Origin of the sequence: Pedobacter polaris, assembly GCF_005116505.1 — a bacterium.
Lineage (GTDB): Bacteria > Bacteroidota > Bacteroidia > Sphingobacteriales > Sphingobacteriaceae > Pedobacter > Pedobacter polaris.
In genome coordinates this window covers 829,277-849,329 of record NZ_SWBR01000001.1, presented here as the reverse complement: position 1 = coordinate 849,329, position 20,053 = coordinate 829,277, and the positions used below count along the sequence as shown (strand labels likewise).

At 35.0% G+C, this 20,053-nt stretch carries 15 protein-coding genes; 8 read left to right on the top strand and 7 right to left on the bottom strand.

From position 1 onward, the window contains the following. Positions 1-329: 329 nt before the first annotated feature. From FA048_RS03795 to FA048_RS03775, 5 genes are read left to right on the top strand one after another with little or no spacing between them, the layout of a single operon-like run. Positions 330-719: a response regulator transcription factor gene (locus tag FA048_RS03795; RefSeq protein ID WP_169306807.1), complete on the top strand. Its 390-nt coding sequence runs from the start codon at positions 330-332 to the stop codon at positions 717-719. After that, a complete protein-coding gene (locus FA048_RS03790; protein WP_136838875.1) occupies positions 719-1,870 on the top strand; it encodes a HEAT repeat domain-containing protein in 1,152 nt (383 codons plus the stop codon). Before FA048_RS03795 ends, FA048_RS03790 begins: the two co-directional genes overlap by 1 nt. Further along, positions 1,870-3,351, top strand: coding sequence for a glycosyltransferase family 2 protein (locus FA048_RS03785; protein WP_136838874.1), 1,482 nt, complete (start codon positions 1,870-1,872; stop codon positions 3,349-3,351). The genes FA048_RS03790 and FA048_RS03785 overlap by 1 nt, the downstream gene beginning before the upstream one ends. After that, a complete protein-coding gene (locus FA048_RS03780) occupies positions 3,341-4,387 on the top strand; it encodes a YaiO family outer membrane beta-barrel protein (protein WP_136838873.1) in 1,047 nt (348 codons plus the stop codon). Before FA048_RS03785 ends, FA048_RS03780 begins: the two co-directional genes overlap by 11 nt. Then, the gene (locus FA048_RS03775) at positions 4,353-6,641 is read left to right on the top strand and encodes a DUF4838 domain-containing protein (protein WP_169306806.1); all 2,289 of its coding nucleotides are present in this window, start codon (positions 4,353-4,355) and stop codon (positions 6,639-6,641) included. The genes FA048_RS03780 and FA048_RS03775 overlap by 35 nt, the downstream gene beginning before the upstream one ends. 76 nt (positions 6,642-6,717) lie before the next feature. Here FA048_RS03775 and FA048_RS03770 read toward each other — a convergent pair whose 3' ends face one another. The 4 genes from FA048_RS03770 to FA048_RS03755 form a co-directional block, all read right to left on the bottom strand. After that, positions 6,718-7,314, bottom strand: coding sequence for a short chain dehydrogenase (locus tag FA048_RS03770; protein ID WP_136838871.1), 597 nt, complete (start codon positions 7,312-7,314; stop codon positions 6,718-6,720). 18 nt (positions 7,315-7,332) lie between these two features. Next, positions 7,333-8,349 (bottom strand): NAD(P)/FAD-dependent oxidoreductase, encoded by a 1,017-nt coding sequence (locus FA048_RS03765; RefSeq protein ID WP_225872467.1) that lies wholly within the window; start codon positions 8,347-8,349, stop codon positions 7,333-7,335. Positions 8,350-8,353: 4 nt separating this feature from the next. Then, the gene (locus FA048_RS03760) at positions 8,354-8,575 is read right to left on the bottom strand and encodes a hypothetical protein (protein WP_136838870.1); all 222 of its coding nucleotides are present in this window, start codon (positions 8,573-8,575) and stop codon (positions 8,354-8,356) included. A 78-nt stretch (positions 8,576-8,653) separates the two neighbouring features. Next, a complete protein-coding gene (locus tag FA048_RS03755) occupies positions 8,654-9,505 on the bottom strand; it encodes an AraC family transcriptional regulator (RefSeq protein WP_136838869.1) in 852 nt (283 codons plus the stop codon). Positions 9,506-9,761: 256 nt separating this feature from the next. Between FA048_RS03755 and abc-f the strand changes: the two genes are divergently transcribed. After that, positions 9,762-11,351: a ribosomal protection-like ABC-F family protein gene (gene abc-f, locus FA048_RS03750; protein WP_136838868.1), complete on the top strand. Its 1,590-nt coding sequence runs from the start codon at positions 9,762-9,764 to the stop codon at positions 11,349-11,351. 115 nt (positions 11,352-11,466) lie between these two features. On the opposite strand, the gene metG is transcribed toward abc-f, so the two are convergent. Further along, positions 11,467-13,575, bottom strand: coding sequence for a methionine--tRNA ligase (gene metG, locus FA048_RS03745; RefSeq protein WP_136838867.1), 2,109 nt, complete (start codon positions 13,573-13,575; stop codon positions 11,467-11,469). Between the two features lie 38 nt (positions 13,576-13,613). Between metG and FA048_RS03740 the strand changes: the two genes are divergently transcribed. Both FA048_RS03740 and FA048_RS03735 read left to right on the top strand, forming a co-directional pair. Continuing rightward, the gene (locus FA048_RS03740) at positions 13,614-14,513 is read left to right on the top strand and encodes a S66 peptidase family protein (RefSeq protein ID WP_136838866.1); all 900 of its coding nucleotides are present in this window, start codon (positions 13,614-13,616) and stop codon (positions 14,511-14,513) included. Position 14,514: 1 nt separating this feature from the next. Then, on the top strand, positions 14,515-14,922 hold the full coding sequence (locus FA048_RS03735) for a DoxX family protein (RefSeq protein ID WP_136838865.1): 408 nt from the start codon (positions 14,515-14,517) through the stop codon (positions 14,920-14,922). Positions 14,923-15,002: 80 nt separating this feature from the next. Here FA048_RS03735 and FA048_RS03730 read toward each other — a convergent pair whose 3' ends face one another. Both FA048_RS03730 and FA048_RS03725 read right to left on the bottom strand, forming a co-directional pair. Beyond that, complete coding sequence (locus FA048_RS03730; protein WP_136838864.1) at positions 15,003-16,460, bottom strand: RagB/SusD family nutrient uptake outer membrane protein; 1,458 nt, start codon at positions 16,458-16,460, stop codon at positions 15,003-15,005. Between the two features lie 11 nt (positions 16,461-16,471). Then, complete coding sequence (locus FA048_RS03725) at positions 16,472-19,594, bottom strand: SusC/RagA family TonB-linked outer membrane protein (protein ID WP_136838863.1); 3,123 nt, start codon at positions 19,592-19,594, stop codon at positions 16,472-16,474. Between the last annotated feature and the right edge of the window lie 459 nt (positions 19,595-20,053).

Genomic DNA, 20,053 nt, shown 5'->3' with positions numbered 1-20,053 from the left:
AATAACAAATTGCCTAGATTATCATTCAAAGCATACAACCAATGGGTAGAATTGTGATGTGTTGAAATTAAGACACTACTCAAAGGAGTAATAGTATGCTTAGTGTAAGCAATCAAATACCTAAATAGCAGAAATATTTTCCTTTTTAAAATATTAAATTCCCACTAAAAACCCTTAAAAAATCAATCAATCAAACAATGAAAATTTTAAAATGTTAAATCCAGAACCGAAATAAATTAATTTAACATCAAAGCCTACAACCATGAGTTGTTTAGTTTACAGGATAGAGAAAAATGGATGGCACAGATATTGCAACACGAATGTTACATATGAAAAATAAAATTTTAATTGTAGAGGATGAGTTTTTAATGTTGTCTTTCTTGAGACAACGAACAGAAAAGGAAAATTTTAAAGTAGATATTGCTATTGATGGAAATCAAGCTATTGAATGTATTGACAAAAATAAATACGATTGTATTTTAGTAGACCTAATGCTACCCTTTGTGTCTGGCTTCGAGCTCATTGCGCATATTAGAGCTAACAAACAGAATAAAGAGACACCAATAATTGTGTTATCTGCCCTAAGTACAGAAAGCACCATTATAGAGACCCTATCTATTGGAGCAAATGATTTTCTTAAAAAGCCATTTGCATTAAATGTGCTATTAACCAAGCTTAAATTATTAATTGGCGGACATAACTTGTTACGCACCGCTTAATGAACAAACAGAATTACAGCTCCGTTAAATCATTTTATGAATGGTTTAATCAATACCCCTTGTTTATAGAAATCGCAATTGTAATTATTTTATTATCTGTTGTGTTATTCATAATTGGGAATGTTAGCCTTCTTTTCAAGCGCATTTTTGATGCTTATCATGATGTGCGCATTAAAAAAGCGAAAGAATTAGTTACAGCAGAACTTACTGCTGATTTAATGATGGATGATTCATTAACTGATCATGATTTCGATAAATATGCAATACGGATTAGAGAATTAATGTTAAAGAATAGGCTTTTTAAACAAGTGTTAATTGATCAGGTAATTTTTTACCATCGTAATTTTACTGATAGCACAAGTCGCATTCTTCAAAAGCTTTTTAACCAACTAAACTTGGCTGATAGCGCCTTAAAAAAGCTTAAACGAGGAGCTTGGGAACTTAGAGCAAAAGGTTTAAAAGAAATTCAAGAGATGATGACTGGAGAAAGCAATTATGTGCAGCTGCTAAATCCATTACTTAATGACAAGAATAATGATTTGAGAATTGAAGCACAAGCTGCATACATTAGGCTCCATAAAGAAAATCCTTTTAAATTTTTAGCGCACACCACTGAAGAATTATTAGAATGGCATCAGATATTGCTGTGTGAGATTATAACAAATACGCCGAATTTAGAAGTTCCAGAGTTTAGAATTTATTTACGGTCTAAAAACGAATCGGTTTGTTCTTTTTGCATCAAACTTATCGAATATTACCAACAGCTAGATGCTATTCCAGATCTAATTAATTTATTAGACCATCCATCGCAAAAGATTAGGGCAGCAGCTGTTTCGCTATTAGGCAAACTAGATGCTGAACAGGCTGAAAGGTTAATGATCGCTAAGTTTCCAATGGAAGATCTTAAAATCCAGCTTAAAATTTTAGAATCTGTTGGTGAAATTGGAAGTGGAGAAAACTTAACTTTTTTACAAACACAATTTCTAGAATCGGAAGAGTTTACACTGGTAAAAACTGCAGGATGTGCACTCGTTAATTATCCATTTTTTGATAAGGAAGAACTCATACAAGAGGTAAATCAACTAGATGATAGCCCACTAGCAAGGGAAACAATTCTTAATCATTGCACTAACGTTTTAATTAGAAATTAATGTTAAAAAAAGCATTAGACTACCTCATAGCATTTTATGAGGTTTTTATGTTCGATTATGCGTCGGTACTCATGTTTTCTTATTCAATATTGGTGGTATTGTCATTGTTTGAAATTAGAAAATATCTAAAAAGAAAAAGCTACATCAATTTACGTTCTATTTTAACTTCACCACACGCTCCTGGCATTACTGTAATTGCACCTGCATATAATGAGGGTTTAACTATCATCAACAATGTCCACTCCCTTTTATCGCTTAATTATCCAAAGTTCGAGGTTGTAATTATAAACGATGGAAGTACAGACCATACGCTACAAAAGTTAATTGAGAATTTTAATCTTGTAGCCATAGATTATGCTTACAATGAGCAAATCATTACACAACCAGTTAGGCAAATTTATCGTTCAGGAAATCCAGCATTTTTTAACCTGTTGGTGGTTGATAAAGTGAATGGAAAAAGCAAAGCTGATGCGTCTAATGCGGGGATAAATATTTCTTCCTATCCTTATTTTTTATGTACAGATGTAGATTGTATCATCCACAAAGATACTTTGTTAAAGCTAATTAAACCATTTATTGAAGAATCTACCAAGGTAATTGCTACGGGTGCAGCTATTAGAATTTCTAATTCTTGCGAAATCCAAAATGGTTTTATGGTTAAGGTAAAAGTACCCGATAAATTTCTTCCCTTATTTCAAGAACTTGAGTATATCAGGGCGTTTTTACTAGGCAGAATGGCTTGGAGTAAGTTAAATGCTTTAATGCTAGTATCTGGTGGCTTAGGATTATTTGATAAAGAAGTGGCCATTAGTGCAGGGGGCTATGACCATAAATCATTTGGTGAAGACATGGAACTCATTACCAGAATGCGCATTTACATGCATGATATTAAAGAAAAATACTTGGTTAAATATATTCCTGAATCTCTATGCTGGACAGAAGTTCCTGCAACCTTAAAAGTTTTTGGCAATCAAAGAACGCGTTGGTCTAGAGGCTTAGCTCAAAATTTGTGGTTACACAAAAAAATTATATTTAATCCTAAATATGGCATTTTTGGGATGTTGTCCTTTCCATATTGGTTATTTTTTGAATGGTTAGCACCAATTATAGAGGCTACTGGTATAATTTATTATATCTATGTAATTGTAACAGGACAAATTAATTGGGAATATGCCGTGATACTGTTGGTATATGTATATAGTTTTTCTGTAATGATTACCATTTTTGCAGTATTATGGGATGAGATTACCTATAAGCAATATGGGTCTAAAGCCGAAGTATTTAAACTTTGTCTTGCTGCTTTAGTTGAGCCAATTTTTTATCATCCGTTGGTTGTAATTTTTGCCATTAAGGGATATCTCTATTCATTAACAGGCAAGACACTAGTTTGGGGTAATATGCAAAGATCAGGGTTCGAAAAGAAATTGTCTAAAAAACTGCAACAGTTTAAATCAAATGATTCAATAAAAAATGAGAAATAAAGTAATATTTGTGCTATTGCTCTGCTTGGTTACACTCCATGCTTTAGCACAAAAAGTAGATGTAGACGAGCTTCTTAAACAAGCCACTTATCAAACCAATATAAAGCAGAACTATCCTAATGCAATTGTATTGGCTAAAAGAGCATTAGCCATAAGCCCTGATTATACCGATGTTCGTTTATTGTTAGCAAAGCTTTACAAGCTTACCAACCAGCCAGAAAGAGCGAGAGCCGAATACAATCGAATACTTGAAAAATCGCCTACTCATACAGACGCTTTAGCAGGTGTTAAAAGCATAGATAATAATGAGCAGGAACAAAAAATAGCTAATTTAAAAAATCGTTTAACAATTACGTATAATCCAACTTTTTTTGAGAAAGACGGAAAAAAGGCATGGAATTTAATCAGTACCTCTTATGCTAGGGAAGAAAAATTTGGCTCAATTATAGGGAGAATAAATTATTTAGATAGAGCGTATGCAAGTGGTTACCAGTTTGAAGTAGAAGCTTATCCAAAGCACAAAAAGGCCTATTCTTACCTAAATTTTGCTTACTCTAATGCTGCTGTTTTCCAAAAATATAAAGCTTCCTATTCTTATATCAAAAGTTTTCCTAAAGGATGGGAAGGAGAACTTGGCATTCGTTACCAATACAATACCAACTCATTGTTTAGCTATGGTGGTGCTGTAGGGAAATATTTCCAAAACTACTGGGTAAATTTAAAGGCATTTGTAACACCTAGTGAAGGTAAAATAGCACAATCTTACACACTTACTTCAAGGTATTATTTCAACACTGCCGATGATTATGTAACTGCAATTATAGGTACTGGTGTATCTCCTGATGACCGAACTCGTAATTCAAACTTCTCTGAAAGACTAGAAGCAAATGCATTTCGTTTAAGTTTAGGTTACCAAAAATTAATATGGTCTAGAAATACGATAGCTATTTTAGGCACCTACAACAGACAAGAATATATAGTTGGGAAAAAAGAGAATGAGTATGATTTTGCAGTCAGCTTTCAACATCGATTTTAGCACATGGAAAATGGGCAGGTTTATAGGGGCTTTATTGTTAACAATAACGCTTACTTCAGCCTATGCTACACCCTTACTTAACCTTGCGAAAAATGGAAAATCAGCATTTAAAATTATCATTTCTACTCAGGCAACAAATGTAGAATTAACAGCAGCCAATGTTTTACAACAGTACCTTACAAAAGTTGCTGATGTATCTATTCCTATATTAAAAGACAACACAAAAATAGGCCCTTTTGAGATTGTGGTTGGCAATACCAATAGAAATTCTAAAGCAACATTAAATTCTAGCAACGATGGCTTTTTGATTCAATCTAATTCAGCAACTTTGTGGCTAAATGGAAGCGGTAAAAATGGAACTTTGTATGCCGTCTATTCATTTTTAGAAAATTATCTAAACTGCAAAATATATACCTCTACTTTTGAAATTATTCCTAAAAGTAAAACCATCTCGATATCAGCGGCGCTAAATATTAAAGAGCAGGCAGACTTTAGCTATCGTGAAGTGTATTATCCCGATTCGAAAAATCAATTGTATTTAGATTGGTATAGATTAACACGATTAGATGACAACTGGGGATTATGGGTACATAGTTTTGATAAACTAGTACCATCAAAAACATACTTTAAGCAGCATCCAGAATATTATGCATTGGTCGATGGGAAAAGAAAAGACAGTCAATTATGTTTAAGCAATCCAACAGTTTTTAAAATTCTCAGTGCCAGTCTAAAAGAAAGAATGGCCGATGCACCAGCAATGAAATATTGGTCGGTAAGCCAAAACGACGATTCGGGTTACTGTGAATGTGGGTTATGTAGTGCCATAGATAAGAAAGAAGATGGCCCACAGGGTTCAATCTTAAATTTTGTAAATAAAGTAGCGGCTCAATTTCCCGACAAAATAATCTCTACGCTAGCCTATACTTATTCTCAGCGAGCGCCACTTCGCCTTAAGCCTGCAAAAAATGTACAGATCATGCTGTGCAGTATAGATTGTAACCGAAGTAAACCAATTGTAAATGACCCAAGCTCGGCTAGTTTTAGAAGAGATTTAAAAAATTGGAGCCAACTAACTTCTAATCTATTTGTTTGGGATTATAATGTACAATTTACCAATTATGTAAGTCCATTTCCTAACCTACATGTTTTGCAAAGTAACCTGAGCTTTTTTAAAGCTAATGGTGTAAAAGGTGTTTTCTTGCAAGGTAGTGGAGATACTCCTGGAGAATTTTCTGAACTAAGAGCATTCCTTTTGGCAAGGTTAAGCTGGAATACCAATGCCAATGTAAAAAAGCTCACAGCGCAATTTTTAAATGATTATTATGGAAAAGCTGCCCCATTTATTCAACAATATATAGATTTACTGCATAAAAACTTAATCACATCAAATGAGCGGCTTGATATTTATGGAAGCCCAGTTCCAGCTCATCGCTCCTATTTAAGTCCAGAATTACTAGATGAGTATGGCCTTTTATTTGATCAGGCCGAAGATGCAGTAAATAATGAGCGTACCCTATTAGCAAATGTTAAGGCGGCCAGATTGCCTATCGAATTTGCTGTTTTACAACAATCTAGATTTTATGGGATACAAAAGCATGGTGTTTTTGTAAATGAAAATCAGCAATGGATACCCAGAGCAAACTACAAAAGAAAGGTGGCGAACTTTATTAATACGGCAAATAAAGCTGGCATAACTGAACTTGCAGAAGGTGGATTAAGTCCAAATGCCTACCAAAAAGAATGGGACAGCATATTCAAAGCAGGACCGAAGATACATAGTGCTATTGGCGCCAAAGTAATTGCTATTACACCTTTTAGCGATGATTATTTTAACAAAGGAGCCCCCACATTAACAGATGGCAGTAGAGGATATTTAGATTTTCAATACAACTGGCTAGGTTGGTATGGAAAAGATTTAGTGGTAGTAGTAGATTTAGGAAAAGAAACAGCTGTAAATCAAGTAAGCATCAGTTTTTTAGAAGACCAAAGACATTGGGCATTTCTACCTGCCGCTGTTTCATTTAGTTTTTCTACAGATAACATCAACTTTGTATCACAACAAAAAATTGCTGCACCATTTGGCCTTTATGAAAATTATGCGCAATCTGTACAAGATTACATAGCAAAGTTAAATTCACCATTAACTGCTAGATACATTAAAGTAAAAGCCAGCAACTTACGCCAACTTCCGCAATGGCGTTACTATAAAAATAAACAGGCTTGGCTTTTTGCAGATGAGATTATGGTAAACTAGAAGTACTGAAAAAAGTAGGGGAAACCCATCAAGTGATAACTAAGTTTACTTAATGACCTCCCCTTATCTCTCTCTACTAATAAGGCTTAATGACTTGACCCGTATTCGCCCCAAATACACTTGCGCTAAAACCAAATTCTAGTTGCTGCATAGTTACAGGTATATCATTCGGGAAGAAGGGAAAGTATTGAGGAGAAGCTTCAATTACGGTAGGACTAACTGCATTAATGCGGATTTCATTTTCTAATTCAATAGCGGCGGCACGCACAAATGCTTCGATAGCACCATTTGCAACAGAAGCATTTGCAAAGTTTGATACAGGTTCTTGCGTTAATGCTCCAGTAATTAAGGTAAATGATCCTTTTGGATTAATGAAATGCTGACCAATGAGCACCAAGTTAATTTGCCCCATCAGTTTACCCTCAATTCCTTTTCTAAATTCTTTGTCGGTCATGTTTTTCCATGGCCCTACATAAGTTGGTCCTGCTGTGCAAATTAACGCATCAAATGGACCAACCGCTTTAAATAGGTTTGTAATTGATTCTGTTGAGGTAATGTCTACCTGTAAATCTCCCTCTTTAGTTCCTACCCGAACAACTTCATTTTCTTGTTCAAAGGCATTTGCCAAATATTTGCCCATAGTACCTGTGGCACCAATAATTACGATTTTCATTTTTGTGTGTGTTTAATTTTAAAATTCTTCTGCGATGATTTGCCTGTTCACTACAGCCCCCGTAAAGGTTCCTTGCGCCACAGCATTTGCAACAGAGCGCATGCGAGTGGCATTATCTCCACAAGCAAAAACCCCATCTATAGTAGTACGCTGCATGTCATCAATTTTAACATAACCGTCTTCTGTTAGTTTACAGCCCAATGTTTCAATTAAATCGCAGTGCTGTTTAAAAGGTGTTCTGGTATAAATTGCTTTTAGTGGAATTGTTGTATCATCTTTAAAAACAATGTGTTGTAGATTGCCATATACGTGGGCTAATTTTTCTATCTCATTTTCTACAATTTTGATGTTATTCTTCTTCAGTTTTTCTAATTGTGCCATAGTAAATGTAGCAGCACCATTTGTGAATATGGTTAAATCATCAGTCCAATTGTTAATGAGTTGCGCAAACTCATATCCTACTTCTCCATTGCCTAAAATACCTGTCTTTTCGTTGCGCACTTCGTAACCATGGCAATAAGGGCAATGTAATATCGAAATGCCCCAACACTCTTTAAATCCTTCCATTTGCGCCATTTGATCTTTAACACCAGTTGCAAAAATTAACTTTTTGGCATGGAATAAATCGCCAGAAGAAACTTGAACAGAGAAACCGTTTTGTGTTTTGCTTGCTTTGATTGCCAATCCCTCAACAAAGCTGATGGTTGGATAAGCCTGAACTTGTTGTTTGGCAAGTTTAGCAATTGCAGCAGGGGTTTCGCCATCTTGGGTAAGGAAGTTGTGTGAAAAAGGGGTTTGTGCATTACACGGAGCCCCGCTATCAATAATTAGCACTTGTCTTAATGCTCTACCTAAGGCCATCCCTGCAGCTAGGCCGGAGTAACTTCCACCGATGATGATGGCATCAAATTCTTTAAAGTCTTTCATTTTATGGGTATTTAAGGTTTTTGTTAATTTGTAAAAAATGGTAGCGGCTAGCGCAGATCCACTTTGTTTGATAAATTGTCGCCTTGAGTTGCTGGCTAACCTTTTCATCCTTTTAGTTGGTTTTATCTTTTATAAATATGCTGGCGATAAAATCTACCAAGGGAACACCAACAAAAATAACCCAAGGTACTAACGTAAGTGTTAATATGAGGCTCTTTTGGTAAGTTGGCAAAGCTGATATTGATTGACCGAACAGGTAATGAAAAAGTAATATCGATGGATAAATCACTATCCATATTTTAAAGGCCGCTATTAATTTTAATCTTGTTTTCATTTCTAATTAGATTTGATAAAACAAAGATATTGAAGCTAATAGGCAATCAGATAGGACAAAATTGAGGTTAAGTAGGACTTATTTGAAATTGTTTCTAAAAGTTTCTGGCGAAAATCCTGTATGCTTTTTGAAAAATCTAATGAAGTAAGATGCGTCTTCATACCCTAAATGATAAGCGATTTGATTGACTTGATTGGGCGTGGCCAGCAACTGTCTTTTCGATTCTAAAATTATCGTATCATTAATTAGTTCAGAAGGTTTTTTGTCTAATAAGGATTTGGTAATTGTACTCAATTGATATTGGGAGAGATTCATTAACCTCGAATATTCAGCAACTTGCTTATGGATGGTTAAATGAGTCTCTAAAAGCTCTAAAAACTGTTCTAATTTTTCTTGCGCATAACTATTGTTTACTGGGATAGCTGCTTTATTAGCATGGCATTTTCTTAAAAGTTCAATAAAGAAAATGTGCAGACTTGATTTAATGGCATCTTGATAACCTTCTTGCTGATCTGTAAATTCTTGAAGTATATGCGTTAAATGTTTGTCTAGTTTATCGAACTGGATTTGTGGCAGTTTACAAAAATTCCTGTGACTTACCTGTCTTAAAAACTGAGGTGTTAATTTATCTTGTGCATCAAAAAACCCAGGTTTAAACTGGAGTAGGTAACCTGTACTCCCCGCTTTTAAAGTAAGTTGATGTACTTGCCCAGGGCGCATTAAAAACAAGGTGCCATCATCAACACTATGATTGATAAAATCAATTTCATGTGCACCACTTCCTGTTTTCACAACCAATAAGTAAAAGAAATTATGCCCGTGTAACTCTTGCACCATATCGCTTTCATTTAGCAAATTCTCAATTGATTTGATGCTAAAATTGCCAGCAAGATTTGGTTCTTCAATATGTCTGATGGGAATTTTTTTCACCGTTTGGTGTTAGTTCTATTAAGCGTGATTTGTAAATATAGGTAAAGAGTAGTAGTGATCGGCACGATAAAAAATCCTTTACGTTCTGCTAACAAATCCCAATATCGCCGTTCGATACACAAATTTGAATTATTTTAAGAAAATCGCTACTTTTGTAATCAATCAAAAACACCACATGTAGGATTCAATTTCTTTTCGCGAAAAAATCAATAGGCTTAATACAAGCCTTTTTATTATTCATTTTAAAAAAGAAATTATGCTTACAATACAAGGTGTTACTTACGTACACCCAAATAGAGATTTACTGTTCAGTAATTTAAATCTCAGCATTAACAAACATGATAAAGTTGCACTTGTTGGCAACAATGGTACAGGAAAATCTACACTGTTGAAAATATTAGCAGGAGAGTTGCTGCCATCAAGCGGTACCTTAAAATCGCTCGAGAAACCATATTACATCCCTCAACTTTTTGGGCAATATAATGATTGCAGCATTGCCCAAGCTCTTCATGTAACTGCTAAAATAAATGCTTTATACGAAATTTTAGAGGGTAACGTAACGGATGAAAATATGACTCTATTGAATAACGATTGGACAATTGAAGATCGATGTAGAAACGCTTTAACACACTGGGGTTTAAAAGAGTTATCGTTTACGCAGAAAATGGAGACACTTAGTGGAGGTCAGAAAACAAAAGTCTTTCTTGCTGGTCTTCTTGTTCACCAACCACAATTTGTTTTATTAGATGAGCCAACTAATCATTTAGACGTTTACAGCAGAAATATACTGTACGATTACATACAATCTACCAAAGCCACATTAGTTGTGGTAAGCCATGATCGAAAATTGTTAAATCTGCTAAGCCCTGTTTATGAATTGAGCAAAAAAGGTATTGTAGCTTATGGTGGGAATTATGATTTTTATGTCGAGCAAAAATATTTAGGAATAGAAGCATTAAATCAAGATGTAAAAAATAAAGAAAAAATGCTTCGCAAGGCAAAAGAAACGGAGCGGGAAACTTTAGAAAGACAACAAAAATTAGATGCCAAAGGTAAGAAAAAACAGGAAAAGGCGGGTTTACCTACTATTTCCATGAATACCTTGCGAAATAAGGCTGAAAAAAGTACGGCTCAAATGAAGGCTGTTCACACCGGCAAACTAAATTCTATTTCACAAGAATTACATCAATTGCGTGAGGCGATACCAGAACGAGATCAAATGAAAATGAATTTTGATCAGTCAAAATTACACAATGGAAAGATTTTAGCCGAGGCTGAAACTATCAATTTTGAATATCATGATTTGCCTGTTTGGCCTAAAGATTTAAATTTTCAGATTAAAAGTGGTGATCGAATAGCGATTAAAGGAGGAAATGGTTCTGGAAAGACAACTTTAATTAAGGTAATTTTAGGAGAGATAAAGCCTCAATCTGGAACATTTTACAAGGCTAGTTTTAAATCAATCTACATAGATCAGGATTATTCCTTTATCAACAATAGTCTAAGCGTTTACGAACAGGCTCAGCATTTTAATGATGGTAGCCTGCAGGAACATGAAATAAAGATCCTCTTAAATAGATTTTTATTTACAATGGATTATTGGGATAAACCTTGTGTTACCTTAAGCGGTGGAGAGAAAATGCGCTTGATCTTATGTTCATTTACAATAAGCAATCAGACTCCGGACATGATTATACTTGACGAGCCCACTAATAACCTCGATATTAAAAATATAGAAATCCTAACTTCAGCGATCAATGATTATCAAGGCACACTTTTAGTTGTATCTCATGATGAGTATTTCTTGGAACAGATCTATATAGACAAAGTGATTGAATTGAAATAAACATTATAGATTTTATCTATATTAATGATATTCACTCTTATATGCAATATAAATTGACATAAAAAAGCCTTCTGATTTTGCAAAATCAGAAGGCTTTAGTTATACATAAAATGAATTACCTTACTACACTACCATTTTCAAACTTAGTTGATGGTGCTACGAAAGTTAATTTACCAGCAGAATCTTCAGCCATTAAAATCATGCCTTGTGAAACAATTCCTTTAATTTCTCTTGGTGCAAGGTTTACCAACAAACTTACTTGTTGCCCAATGATATCTTCTGGCTTATAATATTCGGCAATGCCCGAAACTACTGTACGTTCATCCAAGCCAGTAATTACCGTTAGCTTTAATAATTTTTTGGTTTTCTCTACTTTCTCTGCAGCAATAATGGTAGCTACACGAATATCCATAGCTCCAAAATCATCAAATTGAATATTCTCTTTCGCTGGAACTAATGAAGTATTTGCTTGCGCATTTTCAGCTTTGCTATTATTTAATTTATCAATTTGAGCTTGTACTTCTTCATCTTCAATTTTAGCGAACAATAACGTGGGTTCGTTTAATTGGTGCCCGCGAGCTAGTAAATTAAGGCCCCCTGCATCTTCCCATTGGTGCCCGCCATAATTTAACATCTTCATTAATTTATCGGCAGTGAAAGGCAAAAATGGCTCAATTAAAACCTCAAGGTTTGCTGCAATTTGTAGAGAGATATGCAAAATAGTTCTTACCCTATCTTCATCGGTTTTAATGGCTTTCCAAGGCTCTGTATCAGCTAAATATTTATTTCCCAAACGAGCAACATTCATTACTTCTGATAATGCCTCTCTAAATCTGTAGTTTTCTATAGAAGCACTAATTTTAGCAGGATAGCTTGCCAATTCGTCAATTACCGCTTGATCTTGGTCTGTAATTTGCATTAGCATTGGCACTTTACCATCAAAATATTTGTGGGTAAGTACGGTAACTCTGTTGATGAAATTTCCTAAAATGGCAACCAATTCATTGTTGTTGCGTGCCTGAAAATCTTTCCAAGTAAAATCGTTATCCTTAGTTTCTGGTGCAGTTGCCGTTAAAACATAGCGCAATACATCTTGCTTATCAGGAAACTCAACCAAATATTCATTTAACCAAACAGCCCAATTTTTTGAGGTAGATATTTTCTGTCCTTCTAAATTTAAAAACTCGTTGGCTGGTACGTTATCAGCTAAAATATAATCGCCATGCGCCATCAGCATTGCTGGAAAAATAATACAATGGAAAACAATATTATCCTTTCCAATAAAGTGCACTAATTTGGTAGAATCGTCTTTCCAATATTCTTCCCAGCCGCACTTATCATCTTCCATTGGGTTGATGTAATATTCTTCAGCCTTTGGATTCCAAACATCAAGTGTAGCGTAATTGCAAAGCTCTTTTGTAGCAGAAATATAGCCAATTGGGGCATCAAACCACACATACAAAACTTTACCATCGGCACCTTTAATCGGCACTTTTACACCCCAATCTAAATCTCTGGTCATTGCTCTTGGCTGTAAACCTGCGTTTAACCAACTTTGGCATTGTCCGTATACATTTGGCCGCCATTCTTTGTGGCTCTCTATATAGGCACGTAATTTGTCTTCGTACTTGTCTAATGGTAAAAACCAATTTTTGGTTTCTTTACGCACAGGAGGTTCTCCAGACAAGGTAGATTTTGGATTAATTAGGTCAGTAGCATTTAAAGTACTTCCACAGCTTTCACACTGATCGCCATAGGCATTTTCATTACCACATCTAGGGCAGGTACCTGTAATGTAACGATCTGCCAAGAAAGTTTGCGCTTTCTCATCATAATATTGCTCGGTAACTTCTTCAGTAAAAACACCATCATCATACAGTTTTTTAAAAAAGCCCGATGCAGTTTGGTGGTGAGTTAATGATGATGTACGGTGATAAATATCAAAAGACACACCAAACTCTTTAAAAGAGTCGCCAATAATTTTGTGGTATTTATCTACAACTTCTTGTGGGCTAATGCCTTCCTTTTTTGCTTTTAACGTAATTGGAACCCCATTTTCATCTGAGCCGCAAATAAATTTAACTGCTTTGTTATTAGAGCGGAGATAGCGCACATAGGTATCTGCTGGCAAATAAACGCCTGCCAAGTGACCAATATGAACCGGACCATTGGTGTAAGGCAAAGCTGCCGTTACGGTATATCTTTTAATTTTACTGTTATCCAAAACTATTTTTTTATTTTGCAAAGATAAGTGATTTATGCATGATTAAACAGCCAACGTATTTAAAAAAAGGAGACAAAATTGCAATTGTATGCCCAGCAAAAAAATTACCCAAAAGTATTGAAGCTGGGATTGCCATTTTAAAAGAATGGGGATTAGAAGTAATTGAAGGTAAAACAGTTACGGGCTCTTACCACCAATTTTCTGGCACAGATGAAGAAAGAACTGCAGATTTGCAACAATACCTAGATGATCCAAGCATCAAAGCAATTATTGCTGGTAGAGGAGGTTATGGTACCATTAGGATAATTGATCAATTGGATTTTACCGCATTTAATAAAAACCCTAAATGGTTAGTTGGCTTTAGCGACATTACGATTTTATTAGCGCACGCCTTTGCAAAATTAAATGTACAAAGCATCCATGCCCAAATGCCTTATACTTTTGAGGAAAGTACACCCGCAGCTTTAGAGAGTTTGCGTAAATCGCTTTTTGGCGAGAACATTTCCTATACTTATACTAGTGATTTTAATAGTAAAGATGGTGCCGCCGAAGGGATTTTAATTGGCGGAAATTTAAGTTTACTTATAACCGTACAAGGTTCTGAATCTGAAATGGACTATACTGATAAAATTCTCTTTTTAGAAGATGTTGGTGAACGTGAGTATGCCATTGACCGGATGATGCGCCTACTAAAAAGAGCAGGCAAATTGGCTAACCTAAAAGGATTGGTAATTGGTGCTTTTAATGAAATTGATGAGGAGAAAATTCCTTTCGGACAAACGCCTGAAGAGTTAATTTGGGAATTGGTAAAAGAGTACGATTACCCAGTGTGTTTTAATTTCCCTACTGGACATATTGATGATAACAGAGCAATGATACTGGGTAAATTAGTATCTTTAAGTGTTAGTAAAAATAACGTTCAATTTAACTATTTATAACATGGCAATTTTCGAAAGTTTAGGTAAATATCGCAACACAGGATTATTAATTCTAAGAGTTGGTTTAGGGGTAATGATGATGGTTCATGGCCTGCCAAAAATTATGGGCGGACCAGATGGCTGGACTCAATTGGGTGGTAGCATGAAGGTTATTCACATTGATTTTCTTCCAACTTTTTGGGGTTTTATGGCTGCAATTAGCGAAGGCTTGGGTGGGTTTTTATTAATCTTAGGTTTGTTCTTCCGCCCTGTTAATATGCTATTATTTTTTACCATGGTTATAGCCGCATTAGTTCATTTCGGTAAAGGTGATGGCGTAAGTGGCGCTAGTCATGCCATAGAATTAGCTATTGTGTTTTTAGGCTTGGTATTTATTGGCCCAGGGAAATATAGTATTGATAAGAAATAAGGTATAAACTCAAATAACACATAAAAAACCCAATCACAATTAAGTGATTGGGTTTTTTATTTTATCTAAATGTTATCAATTTAATTAGCGTATCCAGGGTTTTGTTGAGGCTTTAACAATGGATTTGCATTCAACTCCGCTTGAGGTATAGGAAATACTAATCTATTGTCTCCAACTGGAAGATTTAAAGCTAACCAGTGACCATTAGTTGCTAATCTCACGATAGGTGTCTTTGTTCTTAATAAATCGAAAAACTTGTGACCCTCACCATATAGCTCTTTGTTTCTTTCTGTCAAAATCTCATCAATTAAAGCTTGCCCTGTATTTAATGAAAGAAGAGTACCAGGTATAGCTCTCGCTTGTATCGCTTGTAAAGCAAGTTTAGCTGCTGGCTCATTGGCCACACCTAATCTAGCCTCAGCCTCTGCTTCAATCAAATACATTTCTGATGAACGAATCAAAACAGTATTAGTTGCTGCAGTTGTGGTAAAGTCAAATTTGTTAATTAACCATCCTTCAGTACCTCTTCTATGATAGGTAGCGGTACTTGCTGCTGCTGTTGGGCTAGATTTAACTAAGAATTGTTTCTTACGCTCATCATTAGCTGCAAAAGAATCGAAGAAATTATCAGCAGCTCTAAAAGTTGAGTAACCAATATCATATGGCTCATAGAATGAGTGTACTTGTAGAAAGCCTTGATTATCATCAGTTCTTACATTAAGCGCATAAATCCACTCAGAAGTTGGGTTATTAAAGCCAGTTAATAAAGCAGCTGCAGTATTTAATGGTTTAGAAGCTCTCGCTAATTTAGCATACTTACTTGCTTCAGTATAATTACCCATTGTTAGGTACACTCTAGCTAAATAACCTTGTATTGCAGCTTTAGTAAATCTGTATACACTTGTTTTTGATGTTGGTATGTTAGCTTCTGCATATAATAAATCTGCAACGATTTGCGCATAAACTTCTTTTACTTTATTTCTCAAAGGAGGTACGTCTGTTGGACCTAATGGGGCTAACACCAACGGCACACCTAATGCCTCTGGATCAACAGTGTAAGGTTTACCAAACCATCTCACTAACCAAAAATAAGCTTCAGCTCTTAACGCTCTAGTTTCCGCCAAATAAGCTGTTTTTTCGCCCGCTGTTAATGGAGAAGTCGGTATGTTCAATTCAAACTGATTACAACCTGCAATAATCCTATAGCCTTGGTTCCAATAAGCTAAAGGTTCGGCTGAAGTAAAGTTTTGATTGTATTGGTATCCTGTTAGAAACCTACTATAATTACCTGAACTGATTACCAATATGTCATTCCCTTTGATATCAGCATTTAAGATCATATCATGAGTATATGAGCTAAGGGTTGTTAAATCATAGAGTCCCGTTAAACCCGCTGCAATTCTCTCTGGAGTTGTAAATGCCTCACTTGCTTTAATAGAAGTAGTTGGTGATACCTCTAAGAATTCTTTTTTACACCCAGTAGCTAAGATCGTTGCTACTAATGAGGTATAAATTGCGATTTTATTTATCTTTTTCATATTTATCTTTATTAAAACCCAATATTTAAACCAACAGATAATGTTTTAATATTAGGTATTTCATTATTGCTTGTACCATTAATTGCTTGTTCAGGATCTAAACCTTTGTGTTTTGCTAATGTGAAAGGATTTTCTGCCATGATATATATACGAGCATTACCTAATTTAGCTTTAGCGGCCCAATCCTTTTTAAGTGTATAACCTAATGTAATATTTTTTACTCTTAGGTATGAACCATCATGCAAATATCTTGAAGAAGCACTATTAGAGAGATCTGTGTTTACAGGCATAAATCTAGGAATAGTTGAAGAAGTATTTGTTGGTGACCAAGCGTTTAATACTTCTCGTGACAACTGTGTCCCAACAGAGATACCGTTGTGTGTTAAGGTTTGCTCAAGTGCATCATAAACTTTTCCACCGTAAGAGAAGTAAGTGAATGCACTAAAATCAAACTGTTTGTAAGTTAAAGTATTAGTAATACCTCCGAAAAAGTCTGGTAAAGCAGTACCATGGTTAGTATAGAATTTAGCATTGGCCAAAGTTTTTGTTGTAACCTTATTCCCATTTGCATCATCCATATACCACATTGCTCTACCATCAGTTTGATCGATTCCAGCATATTCTCTTAGATACCAAGCATAACGATCTCCACCAACTTTAAGCATGTATTGACCATCGGCAACTTCTGCTGAGGTTAACTTTTTAATTTTGTTATTGTTAGTAGAAACATTAAATGAAATATTCCAATTAAAATCTGAAGTAACAATTGGCGTACCCCCTAAAGTAACCTCAACACCTGTATTGTTTATCCCAGCTAAATTTGTAGGCAAATTAGCAAACCCAGTCATTCTACTTAATGGTTGTGCGAATAATAAACCATCTGATTGTCTTTTGTAATAAGCAACCTCGCCGTTAATTCGGCGATTTAAGATCGAGAATTCCAAACCTACGTCTGTGGTTTTACTTTTTTCCCATTGTAATACATCATTTGCTAACTGGCTATAAATAGCTGCACCTGCTCCTTCATAAGCTCCTGTTAGAGAGTATAATCCTTGCGCTGCATAACGACCAATGTTGTTATTACCCGTTGTACCCATACTTGCACGTAATTTTAATTCATTAATGAATGTTAAATTACTCATGAATTTTTCTTGGCTTATTCTCCAAGCCGCACCAATAGACCAAAAGTTACCATACTTATTATCTGGCCCAAAAACAGAAGAACCATCACGTCTAAAAGTACCAGATAAATAATATTTATCTGCGTAATCATAATTAAGTCTTGAGAAAAACGAAGAAAATCTCTCTTCTGTAACAGAAGAAGTAGTTCCAGAACCTGGTAAAGATGCATTACCCAATTCTTGTTGGCCAGCTATTGAGAAACCAGTTCTTTCAGCCGCAAAACTATCATATCTATTTTTAAATGCTTCTTGTCCCAATAACACATTAACGCTATGTTGACCTATACTTTTATCATAAGCTAATGTATTGATGTAAGTTGTAGTAATATCTTCTTTTGAATAACGATAAGCTCTTCCTTTTACAGCCACACCATCGCCATGCTCAATGTTGTAAAATTGGTTTTCTCTTATTGTAGTGTAATCTAAGCTAACTAAAGACTTAGCTGTAAAATTTTTCAAGAATTTAACCTGAATATATGGATTTGACGTAATTCTTATTGTTTTAGATAGATATTGATTCAAATCGTTCAATCCAACTGGATTATAATCTGGTGTTACAGGATTGATATAGCTATAGTTTGGTAACCCAGATGCATTAAAAGTTGGATTACCATTTGCATCCCTAACATATAGGCTGTAAATATTTGCCGTTGCATCTGCAAATCTAACGGGGTTAGCGGCACCACCAGCACCAGCTGGTGTATTTTGTACAGAATTACCTATTGTATTATTAATACCAAAAGATAAAAATTTGTTTACCTCATTCGAAAGATTAAACTTACCTGTAAATCTTTTAAAATCAGAACCTATAACAATACCTTTTTGATCAAAATATCCACCTGAAGCATAATATCTTAGCTTTTCAGTACCTCCACTTGCAGATACATTCGCATCTTTAGTAATACCTTTTCGTAAAACTGCATCTCTCCAATCTGTATCATAAAATAAAGCTGCGCCTGGTGCAAGGGTTCCACCTCCTACAAATGGGTTTAACGTATTAAAAGGATTTACAACTAATTTATTTCTTGTATTAGTATTTGCAGTTGTAGCAGCGGCAGCTGGAGTAGCGCCACCCGCTATTGCTGTTGCATAATAACTGTTGAAATATAACCTATAATATTCTTCAGCAGTTAAAACGTCATGCTTATCAACTGCTTGTGAAGAATAACCACCAGAAATTGTAGCACTAAATTTAGTTATACCCGCCTTACCTTGTTTTGTAGTAATTAGAATTACACCGTTTGCTGCTCTTGATCCATAAATAGCAGATGCAGATGCATCTTTTAAAACCGTTACGGATTCTATGTCATTTGGATTCATCGTTGCCAAAAAATCTGCAGTAGCCGCAACACTTGTTAAGTCTCCACCACCAGCTGTATTTGATGCTGTAGAAGAAATTGGAACACCATCAATTACATATAAAGGGTTTGGTGTTTGTGTTAACGAGCCTATTCCTCGTACGCGAACTTGTGTTCCACCTCCAGGTTGGCCAGAAGCACTACTCACCTGAATTCCAGGAGCAGCACCTTGTAAAGATTTTTGGAAAGATGGAGTCGGTCTGCTTTCAAAGTTTTTTGCCCCTACAGTTGATGCAGAGCCAACAAAACTTTCTTTCTTTACGGCACCATAAGCAACTACCATTACTTCTTGTAAGTCGTTTGTACTGTCTTCTAAAGCTACATTAACCACATTAGTTGATCCAATTGCTAATGATTGACTAACATAACCTAATGATGAGAATTCTATTATTGTAACTGAAGAAGGAACACTAATAGAAAAATTACCGTTAGCACTTGTTGATGTTACCGCATTTGAGCCTTTGCTTTTTACAGTTACTCCAGGAACGGGCAATCCTGCTTTGTCAATAACAGTTCCAGTAATCGTTCGGTTTTGAGCGAAGGCTACTGAAAAAAGCAAAGCGAAAATTAGTAAGCTTTGTAAAATTTTTTTCATAATGATTAATTTTTGTGAAAAATTGGTTGTTTTTGTGAAATCGCAAATCAAAAGCGGTGTTATTTAGCTTTTAAAAATCGAGTTGTGAGCAATATTTTAGGAAGAAATAAGGTGAATTGGAAAGGAATTTTACACCTAAATCACTACCCGTTTTTTAAGGTAATAGTACATCCATTGGCAATAAATTTTTAGTTAAAACTTTAGTTAGTTGAAGCAATTGTGCAGAAAATAATCAGCTAAAACAAATAAATTACCTCAATTTGACTACAAAGAAATTCCATTGATTTTAACGACTTTTTTTTAACTAAAACTATATTTTCATATACTTAGGGGTCGTTTTTGTTAGCCTACAAAAATTGAATTACAAAAAAAAGACCACCACATTTTAACTTTAAAAAGTTAAAATGTGGTGGTCTTAAATAGTTTAAAAATTAAAGATTTTGCTAGGTAAGTTTAAAG

What these genes read in the sequence shown, in the direction of transcription:
- FA048_RS03790 (WP_136838875.1), top strand. Translation starts at nt 719, where the DNA reads ATGAACAAACAGAATTACAGCTCCGTTAAATCATTTTATGAATGGTTT.
- FA048_RS03770 (WP_136838871.1), bottom strand. Translation starts at nt 7,314, where the DNA reads ATGAAAATCGTAATTATTGGTGCCACAGGTACTATGGGCAAATATTTG.
- FA048_RS03795 (WP_169306807.1), top strand. Translation starts at nt 330, where the DNA reads ATGAAAAATAAAATTTTAATTGTAGAGGATGAGTTTTTAATGTTGTCT.
- FA048_RS03725 (WP_136838863.1), bottom strand. Translation starts at nt 19,594, where the DNA reads ATGAAAAAAATTTTACAAAGCTTACTAATTTTCGCTTTGCTTTTTTCA.
- FA048_RS03735 (WP_136838865.1), top strand. Translation starts at nt 14,515, where the DNA reads ATGGCAATTTTCGAAAGTTTAGGTAAATATCGCAACACAGGATTATTA.
- FA048_RS03740 (WP_136838866.1), top strand. Translation starts at nt 13,614, where the DNA reads ATGATTAAACAGCCAACGTATTTAAAAAAAGGAGACAAAATTGCAATT.
- FA048_RS03760 (WP_136838870.1), bottom strand. Translation starts at nt 8,575, where the DNA reads ATGAAAACAAGATTAAAATTAATAGCGGCCTTTAAAATATGGATAGTG.
- FA048_RS03780 (WP_136838873.1), top strand. Translation starts at nt 3,341, where the DNA reads ATGAGAAATAAAGTAATATTTGTGCTATTGCTCTGCTTGGTTACACTC.
- FA048_RS03785 (WP_136838874.1), top strand. Translation starts at nt 1,870, where the DNA reads ATGTTAAAAAAAGCATTAGACTACCTCATAGCATTTTATGAGGTTTTT.
- FA048_RS03775 (WP_169306806.1), top strand. Translation starts at nt 4,353, where the DNA reads ATGATTTTGCAGTCAGCTTTCAACATCGATTTTAGCACATGGAAAATG.
- FA048_RS03730 (WP_136838864.1), bottom strand. Translation starts at nt 16,460, where the DNA reads ATGAAAAAGATAAATAAAATCGCAATTTATACCTCATTAGTAGCAACG.
- abc-f (WP_136838868.1), top strand. Translation starts at nt 9,762, where the DNA reads ATGCTTACAATACAAGGTGTTACTTACGTACACCCAAATAGAGATTTA.
- FA048_RS03765 (WP_225872467.1), bottom strand. Translation starts at nt 8,349, where the DNA reads ATGAAAAGGTTAGCCAGCAACTCAAGGCGACAATTTATCAAACAAAGT.